At 72.0% G+C, this 9,032-nt stretch carries 7 protein-coding genes; 6 read left to right on the forward strand and 1 reads right to left on the reverse strand.

Translation table 11 applies throughout. The features are described 5' to 3' along the window. Positions 1-1,540, forward strand: a 1,540-nt coding sequence (locus tag K6I33_RS26315) for a threonine/serine exporter ThrE family protein (protein ID WP_229357021.1), incomplete at its 5' end; no start/stop codon positions are given. A gap of 173 nt (positions 1,541-1,713) precedes the next feature. Here the strand turns inward: K6I33_RS26315 and K6I33_RS26320 are convergent. Continuing rightward, positions 1,714-2,211, reverse strand: a complete 498-nt coding sequence (locus K6I33_RS26320; RefSeq protein ID WP_126915332.1) for an inorganic diphosphatase — start codon at positions 2,209-2,211, stop codon at positions 1,714-1,716. A 151-nt stretch (positions 2,212-2,362) separates the two neighbouring features. Here K6I33_RS26320 and dacB point away from each other — a divergent pair, with 151 nt between their 5' ends. The 5 genes from dacB to ftsH all read left to right on the forward strand — a co-directional run. Continuing rightward, complete coding sequence (gene dacB / locus K6I33_RS26325; RefSeq protein WP_229357022.1) at positions 2,363-3,733, forward strand: D-alanyl-D-alanine carboxypeptidase/D-alanyl-D-alanine-endopeptidase; 1,371 nt, start codon at positions 2,363-2,365, stop codon at positions 3,731-3,733. Positions 3,734-3,829: 96 nt separating this feature from the next. Beyond that, a complete protein-coding gene (locus tag K6I33_RS26330; RefSeq protein WP_229357023.1) occupies positions 3,830-4,963 on the forward strand; it encodes a zinc-dependent metalloprotease in 1,134 nt (377 codons plus the stop codon). A 213-nt stretch (positions 4,964-5,176) separates the two neighbouring features. After that, complete coding sequence (gene tilS, locus K6I33_RS26335) at positions 5,177-6,196, forward strand: tRNA lysidine(34) synthetase TilS (protein WP_229357024.1); 1,020 nt, start codon at positions 5,177-5,179, stop codon at positions 6,194-6,196. 79 nt (positions 6,197-6,275) lie between these two features. Then, positions 6,276-6,815 (forward strand): hypoxanthine phosphoribosyltransferase, encoded by a 540-nt coding sequence (gene hpt / locus K6I33_RS26340; protein WP_126918123.1) that lies wholly within the window; start codon positions 6,276-6,278, stop codon positions 6,813-6,815. Between the two features lie 265 nt (positions 6,816-7,080). Continuing rightward, positions 7,081-9,032: ATP-dependent zinc metalloprotease FtsH (gene ftsH, locus K6I33_RS26345; RefSeq protein ID WP_229357025.1), on the forward strand; the 1,952-nt coding region annotated here is incomplete at its 3' end.

Below are 9,032 nucleotides of genomic sequence, written 5' to 3' on the forward strand. Positions count from 1 at the left end.
CCCCGAGGACGACCACCCCACGTCGGAGTTCGCCCTCCCCAAGGGCGTCGTCACGGGCGGGACGAAGGGGGCGGCGGCGAAGAGCGCCGTCGGCGAGAGCGCCTCGGCGCCGTACCCCGCCTACACCCCTCCGTACGGCATACCCAAGGTCAGCCTCACCAAGGAGGCGCCCTGGCAGGACCGGATGCGCACGATGCTGCGGATGCCGGTCCTGGAACGGCCGGTGCCCGAGCGGCCGGAGAAGCACGAGGAGGAGCCCGGGCCGCCGGTGCCGCGCGTGCTGGACCTGACGCTGCGCATCGGCGAGCTGCTGCTCGCGGGCGGTGAGGGCGCCGAGGACGTGGAGGCGGCGATGTTCGGCGTCGCGCACGCGTACGGGCTGGCGCGCTGCGAGCCGACCGTCACGTTCACCCTGCTGACCGTCAGCTACCAGCCCTCGCTCATCGACGACCCGGTCACCGCCAACCGGACGGTGCGCCGGCGCGGCACGGACTACAACCGGCTGGCGGCGGTCTTCCGGCTCGTCCACGACATCACCACACAGGGGCTGACCCTGGAGGAGGCGTACCGCCGCCTCGCCGAGATACGCCGCAACCGTCACCCGTACCCGAGCTGGGCGCTCACCCTCGCCTCCGGGCTGCTGGCCGGCGCGGCGAGCCTGCTCGTGGGCGGCGGGATCGTGGTGTTCCTGGCGGCGGCGGCCGGGGCGATGCTGGGCGACCGGCTGGCGTGGCTGGCGTCGGGGCGGGGGCTGCCGGAGTTCTACCAGTTCGTGGCGGCGGCGATGCCGCCCGCGGCGATGGGTGTGGCGCTGAGCGCCACCGGTACGCCCGTCCAGGCGTCGGCGGTGATCACGGGTGGGCTGTTCGCCCTGATCCCCGGGCGGGCGCTGGTCGCGGGCGTCCAGGACGGGCTCACCGGCTTCTACATCACGGCGGCGGCGCGGCTGCTGGAGGTCGGGTACCTGATCGCGGGCATCGTGTGCGGCGTGCTGGTCGTGCTGTACGGGGGTGTGCACGTCGGCGGCAGGACGCTCAACCCGGAGGCGGCGCTCGTCCACCGGGAGCGGCCCGTCATCCAGATCGTGGCGGCGATGCTGCTGGTGTTCGCGTTCGCGCTGCTGCTCCAGCAGGAACGTCACACCGTGCTGATGGTGACGCTCAACGGCGGCGTCGCGTGGGTCGTCTACGGGGCGCTCGCGGACACGGCGGGGCTGGACCCGGTACCCGCCACGGCGATCGCGGCCGGGCTCGTCGGCCTCTTCGGCCAGCTGCTGTCGCGCTACCGCTACACGTCGGCACTGCCGTACGTGACGGCGGCGATCGGCCCGCTGCTGCCGGGCAGCGCCACGTACTTCGCGCTGCTGAACTTCGCGAAGAACGAGCTGAACACGGGGATCTCCGCGATCACGAAGGCGGCGGCGCTGGCGCTGGCCATCGCGATCGGGGTGAATCTGGGGAGCGAGATGTCCCGGATGTTCCTCAAGGTCCCGGGCGAGGGCGCGGCACGCCGCGCGGCGAAACGGACGCGAGGCTTCTAGAGCGAAGCCCCTCGCCTCGCCCGCCGGGGCCGGGGCTTGCCCCCGGGAACGCCAAAACCGCCGCAGCGGCGAGCAGCCACTACGGCGGTCTGGGGTACCTCCCAGCGGTAGCTGGGGGAGGTGCCGAGCCGGCGTCAGGCCCGCCCGGCACTCATACGGCGCACGTCAGTGCGTCAGTGGTGGGCCCCACCCGACGCCTCAAGGCGCTTGTAGGACGCCTCGATCTCCGCCTCCGCCTCCGCGCGGCCGACCCAGTCGGCGCCCTCGACGGACTTGCCCGGCTCCAGGTCCTTGTAGACCTCGAAGAAGTGCTGGATCTCCAGGCGGTCGAACTCCGAGACGTGGTGGATGTCACGGAGGTGCTCGACGCGCGGGTCGTTCGCGGGGACGCACAGCAGCTTGTCGTCGCCGCCGGCCTCGTCCGTCATGCGGAACATGCCGATGGCGCGGCACTTGATGAGGCAGCCGGGGAAGGTCGGCTCGTCGAGAAGGACCAGCGCGTCCAGCGGGTCGCCGTCCTCGCCGAGGGTGTTCTCGACGAAGCCGTAGTCGGCCGGGTAGCTGGTCGAGGTGAAGAGTCGGCGGTCCAGACGGATGCGACCGGTCTCGTGGTCCACCTCGTACTTGTTCCGCGAACCCTTCGGGATCTCGATGGTGACGTCGAACTCCACGGGTGGCTCCTTCTGATCAACACATACGTCTGGTGATTAAGTGTCCCCCACGCAGGAGTGTGGTGGCGAAAGGGGCTGGTCCGTGGTGCCGCAGGCCGGACGCCGGCAGGTCGGGTGGTGGCGGGACGCCTCTCGCGAACAACGGCGAACCGTGCGGTTCGCCGCCGTGTCCGCCGTGGCCGGCCTGGCGCTGGCGACCGGCGCGGTGACAGCCGCCGGGCCCTGGGACGGGGGTCAGCGTAAGGCCGAACGGGACCTCGCCGCTGCCCCGGCACGGCACGGTGGCGCCCGTCACGCCGACGGCGAACGCGCGCCGGGTGCCGCCCCGGCCGTGCTCGCGCCCCTCCCGAAGGCCGGGAAGCGTTCCGCCGACGGCCTCGCGGAGGCACTGGAGCCCCTCCTGAAGGACTCCGCGCTGGGTTCCGGCCAGGCGGCCGCGGTCGTCGACGCCACGACCGGGGAGCGGCTGTACGGGGTGGGGCAGTCGGACGCGTACACCCCGGCGTCCACGATCAAGCTGGCCACGGCGGCCGCCGCGCTGTCGGCGGTGGGGCCGGAGCGCCGCATCGAGACGACCGTGGTGGCCGCGGGCGGCGACGGCGTCGTCCTGGTGGGCGGCGGCGACCCCACGCTCACCGCGACCGGTCTCGGCGACCTGGCCGACGCCACGGCCCGCGCCCTCAAGGCGCGCGGCACCGGCGGCAAGGTGAAGCTGGCGTACGACGTCTCGCGCTACTCCGGCCCGGTGCTCCACACGATCGGGCTCAACGACAACATCGCCCCCGTCAGCCCCCTGATGGTCAACGAGGGGCGCCTCGACGACTCCGACCGGGGGCCCGCCGACCGTACGGCGGAGCCGGCGGCGGACGCGGCGCGGAAGTTCGCGGCGCTGCTGCGGGAGAAGGGCGTGGAGGTCGACGGCGACCCGGGGGAGGGGCGCGCGGAGGAGAAGGCGGCCCGGCTGGCCTCGGTGGCGTCCCCGCCGGTGTCCGCGCTGGTGGAGCGCATGCTCACCAACAGCGACAACGACATCGCGGAGGCGCTGGCGCGGCAGACCGCGCTCGCCTCGGGCAAGCCGGCGAGCTTCGAGGGCGCGGCGCAGGCCGTCACCGAGCGGCTCGCGGCGCTCGGCCTGCCGATGCCGGCCGTCCACATCGCCGACGGCAGCGGCCTGGACCGCGCGGACCGGGCGTCGGCGGAGTTCCTCGCCCTGCTCCTGGCCCGGGCGGCGGAGCCCGGCCGCCCGGCCCTGCGGCCGGTCCTCACGGGCCTGCCCGTGGCGGGCTTCAGCGGCACCCTGCGCGACCGCTATCCGCGCGACGCGGCGGGCCGCGCGCTCGTACGCGCCAAGACGGGCACGCTGACGGGGGTGAACACGCTGGCCGGGACGGTCGTCACGCCGGACGGGCGGCTGCTGGCCTTCGCGTTCCTGGCGTCCGGGACGACGGACGCGGACGCGGCGCAGAAGGCCCTCGACCGGGCGGCGTCGGCGCTGGCCGGTGCGGCACCGCCGGGCACGTGACCCGTGGCCGATCGCCGTCGCGGCGCCTCGCGGTGGCGCCCCGCGAGGCGGGCAAAGCCCTCCACCCCGCCTGCACGCAGCACGTACGGTGAAGGCATGACGAGCGTCGGTGGTACGGAGATGGTCGACTGGAAGCTCGCGGTGGCGACCGCGACCCGGCTCGTACGGCCGGGGCCCGAAGTCGGCCGGGACGAGGCGCGCGACGTGGTCGCGGAGCTGCGCCGGCACGCGATCGCGTCGGAGGAGCACGTCCGGGCGTTCACCCGGATGACGCCCCCCGAGGGGAGCGGCGGCACTCAGCCGCCCGTCCTCGTCGTCGATCGCGCGGGGTGGGTGAAGGCGAACGTCGCCGGTTTCCGGGCCCTGCTCGGCCCGCTGCTGTCGAAGATGCAGGACAAGCGCGCGAGCGCCCCCGGAGGGGCGGTGCTGGGCGCGGTCGGCGGCAAGGTGACCGGTGTGGAGCTGGGGATGCTGCTGTCGTTCCTGGCGTCCCGGGTACTGGGCCAGTACGAGACGTTCGCGCCGGCGACGCGCGACCTGCCGGGGGCCCCGGCGGGGGGCGGCCGGCTGCTCCTGGTGGCGCCGAACATCGTCCAGGTCGAGCGCGAGCTCGACGTGGCCCCGCACGACTTCCGGCTGTGGGTGTGCCTCCACGAGGAGACGCACCGGACGCAGTTCACGGCGGTGCCGTGGCTGCGGGACCACATCGAGGGGGAGATCCAGGGGTTCCTGGGGGAGACGGAGGTCGATCCGGCGACGCTGCTGGAGCGGATCCGGGAGGCGGCCCAGTCGCTGGCGGGCGGCCGGCCCCCGGTGGACGGGGAGGAGCGCGGCCGCAGCATCGTGGAGCTGGTCCAGACGCCCGCCCAGCGGGAGATCCTGGCGCGGCTGACGGCCGTGATGTCGTTGCTGGAGGGCCACGCGGACTATGTGATGGACGGCGTGGGGCCGCAGGTCGTACCGACCGTGGCCGAGATCCGGGAGAAGTTCCAGAAGCGGCGGGCCACCGGTGCCGGGCGGCTGGACGCCGCGCTGCGCAAGCTGCTGGGCCTGGACGCCAAGCTGCGGCAGTACCGTGATGGCGAGCGGTTCGTACGCGCCGTGGTCGACGAGGTCGGTATGGACGGCTTCAACCGGGTCTGGACGTCCCCGAACACGCTGCCGACCAAGGCCGAGATCGCCAAACCCGCGGACTGGGTCGCACGGGTGCACGGACGGGCCGACGGGTGATTCCACTCCACCCCCGTCACGCCCTGCTACCGGACGAACGCTCCCGTAATCACCCTTCCGAGGGACCGTGTGCCAAGGGTGGGCGTGCGATGCTCGGGTAAAGGCTCGTCTCTGTCACCATCGACGCACACAGCGTGACGGATACTCGGAGTCGGCAAGGCCCCGGCGCCGGCTCCGGCACCCCCCTCCCATGGAACGATTGGACACACGGACATGGGTCCACACCCCGCGGTCGCGGCGATACGCCTGGCGGTCCGCCGCGTTCTCCACGACGTCCTCACCCTGGCCCCCACCACCTCCTCGCCCCAGGGCGCCGGCGTGCCGCCGCTCGTGCTGGTGGCCTGCTCGGGTGGCGCCGACTCCATGGCGCTCGCGTCCGCCCTCGCCTTCGAGGCCCCCCGCCTCGGGGTCCGGGCCGGTGGCGTGACCGTCGACCACGGCCTCCAGCAGGGCTCCGACCTCCGCGCCGCCGAGGTCGTGAGCCGTCTCACCGCTCTCGACCTCGACCCCGTCGAGGCCGTCCGCGTCGACGTCGGCCGGGAGGGCGGCCCCGAGGCCGCCGCCCGCGACGCCCGCTACGCCGCGCTGGACGCCGTGGCCGACCGTCATGGCGCCGCGGCGATCCTGCTCGGCCACACCCGTGACGACCAGGCGGAGACGGTGCTGCTGGGGCTCGCCCGGGGCTCCGGCATCCGCTCGCTGTCCGGCATGGCCACCGCCTCCGGCGTCGGCGGCCGCTACCGCCGGCCCTTCCTGGGCCTGGACCGGCAGACGGCCCGGAAGGCGTGCATGGTCCAGTCCCTGCCCGTCTGGGACGACCCGCACAACGCCGATCCGGCCTACACCCGCTCCCGGGTGCGCCACGAGGCGCTGCCGGTCCTGGAGAAGGCGCTCGGCAAGGGCGTGGTGGAGGCCCTCGCCCGGACGGCCCAGCTCTCCCGTGACGACGCCGACGCCCTCGACTCCTGGGCGGCCGCCGTGGAGCCGTCCGTGCGCGACGACTCCGGTGATCTCGAGGTCGCCAAGCTCTACGCCCTGCCCCCCGCCGTGCGCCGCCGGGTGCTGCGCCGGGCGGCCATTGCGGCGGGTTCCCCGGCCGGTTCGCTCTTCGCGCGGCACCTGGAGGAAGTCGACCGGCTCATCACCGGCTGGCGCGGCCAGGGGGCCATCAACCTCCCCGGGCGCGTCGCGGTTCGCAGGCAGGGTGGCAGACTGGTCCTCCGGCAGGGCTGATGCGAGCGGGGCGGAGCGCGTCTCGCGGGCCCGACAAGGTCGTGAACGAGCGAGAGTGGCGCGGGTGGACGAGAAGGACATGGGCACCGATCTGAAGTCGGTGCTCATCACCAAGGAAGAGATCGACGCGAAGCTGGCCGAGCTGGCCGCGAAGATCGACGCGGAATACGCGGGCAAGGACCTGCTCATCGTCGGTGTCCTCAAGGGCGCCGTGATGGTGATGGCGGACCTGGCGCGCGCCCTGTCCACCCCCCTCACCATGGACTGGATGGCCGTGTCCTCCTATGGCGCGGGCACCCAGTCCTCGGGCGTGGTCCGCATCCTCAAGGACCTGGACACCGACATCAAGGGCAAGCACGTCCTGATCGTCGAGGACATCATCGACTCCGGCCTGACGCTGTCCTGGCTGCTGTCGAACCTGGGCTCGCGCGAGCCGGAGTCGCTCAATGTCGTGACGCTGCTGCGCAAGCCGGAGGCGGCGAAGGTGGCCATCGACGTGAAGTGGGTCGGCTTCGACATCCCCAACGAGTTCGTCGTCGGTTACGGTCTCGACTACGCCGAGAAGTACCGCAACCTGCCCTTCGTGGGCACGCTCGCGCCGCACGTCTACGGCGGCTGAGCACGCTCCGTCATGGAGCCGGTACCCCGGCGGACGGGAACCCATCCCGGTTTCCCGCCGTTGGAGCATGCGAGGGCGGGTTTGTTGACCGTCCGCGGCGGCGTCGGGTGACAATGCTGGGGTACCGTCCGAAGGTCAGTCTTTTCAGGCTTTCAAGTCACGCTCTCAAAGGTCGAGCAGGACACCGCACGCACAGGGCACCTCATTCAGGGGTGACCGTGCCTCACTGTGGCAGGAGGGACGGGGCGCCGAGCGCCCCGTATGGATGGACGTGAAGCGCTACTTCCGTGGGCCGGTCATGTGGATCGTGCTGGCCGTCCTCGCCGTGGTCGTGTTGATGCAGGTCGTCGGCTCGTCCGGCGGCTACAAGTCGGTGGACACCAGTCAGGTCGTGCACGCGATCGACAAGAACCTGGTGAAGTCGGCCGAGCTGACGACCGGCGACGAGAACAAGATCAAGATCGAGCTGATCAACGGCCAGAAGATCAAGGGCTCCAGCAAGGTCCAGGCCAACTACATCGGCGACCAGGGCGTGGAGATCTCCAAGGACCTCCAGGCCAAGGCCGATGACGACGACCCGAAGACGCTGCCCGAGGGCTACAACGTCTCGACGTCGAAGCAGAACCCCTTCGTCGGCGTGCTGCTCTCGCTGCTGCCCTTCGTTCTGATCGTCGTGGTCTTCCTGTTCCTGATGAACCAGATGCAGGGCGGCGGCTCCCGGGTGATGAACTTCGGGAAGTCCAAGGCCAAGCTGATCACCAAGGACACCCCCAAGACCACCTTCGCCGACGTGGCCGGCTCCGACGAGGCCGTCGAGGAGCTCCAGGAGATCAAGGAGTTCCTCCAGGAGCCCGCGAAGTTCCAGGCCGTCGGCGCCAAGATCCCCAAGGGTGTGCTGCTCTACGGCCCGCCCGGTACGGGCAAGACGCTCCTCGCGCGCGCCGTCGCCGGCGAGGCGGGCGTCCCGTTCTACTCGATCTCCGGCTCCGACTTCGTCGAGATGTTCGTCGGTGTGGGTGCCTCCCGCGTCCGCGACCTCTTCGAGCAGGCCAAGGCCAACGCCCCGGCCATCGTCTTCGTCGACGAGATCGACGCGGTGGGCCGCCACCGCGGCGCCGGTCTCGGCGGCGGTCACGACGAGCGCGAGCAGACGCTCAACCAGCTGCTCGTCGAGATGGACGGCTTCGACGTCAAGGGCGGCGTCATCCTGATCGCCGCCACCAACCGCCCGGACATCCTGGACCCGGCGCTGCTGCGCCCCGGCCGTTTCGACCGGCAGATCGCCGTCGACCGCCCGGACATGCAGGGCCGTCTGGAGATCCTCAAGGTCCACCAGAAGGGCAAGCCGGTCGCGCCCGACGTCGACCTGGCCGCCGTCGCCCGCCGCACCCCCGGTTTCACCGGTGCCGATCTGTCGAACGTGCTGAACGAGGCCGCCCTGCTGACGGCCCGCAGCGACCGCAAGCTGATCGACAACCACATGCTGGACGAGGCGATCGACCGCGTCGTGGCCGGCCCGCAGAAGCGGACCCGGATCATGAGCGACAAGGAGAAGAAGATCACCGCGTACCACGAGGGCGGTCACGCCCTGGTCGCGGCGGCGTCTCCGAACTCCGACCCGGTCCACAAGATCACGATCCTGTCCCGGGGCCGCGCGCTCGGCTACACCATGGTCCTGCCCGACGAGGACAAGTACTCCACCACGCGCAACGAGATGCTCGACCAGCTGGCCTACATGCTGGGCGGCCGCGCGGCCGAGGAGCTCGTCTTCCACGACCCGACCACGGGCGCGGCCAACGACATCGAGAAGGCCACCGCCACGGCCCGCGCGATGGTCACCCAGTACGGCATGACCGAGCGCCTCGGCGCGATCAAGTTCGGCTCCGACAACTCCGAGCCCTTCCTGGGCCGCGAGATGGCGCACCAGCGGGACTACTCCGAAGAGGTCGCCGGGCTGGTCGACGAAGAGGTCAAGAAGCTCATCGAGACCGCGCACAACGAGGCGTGGGAGATCCTCGTCGAGAACCGCGACATCCTCGACAACCTGGTTCTGGCCCTCCTGGAGCGGGAGACGCTGAACAAGGAGGAGATCGCCGAGATCTTCAAGCACGTCGTGAAGCGCCCGGCCCGCCCGGCGTGGACCGGCTCCTCGCGGCGCACCCCCTCCACCCGCCCGCCGGTGCTCACCCCCAAGGAGCTCGCCCCCAGCAACGGGGC

It is taken from the genome of Streptomyces sp. UNOB3_S3 (assembly GCF_020740895.1).
GTDB lineage: Bacteria > Actinomycetota > Actinomycetes > Streptomycetales > Streptomycetaceae > Streptomyces.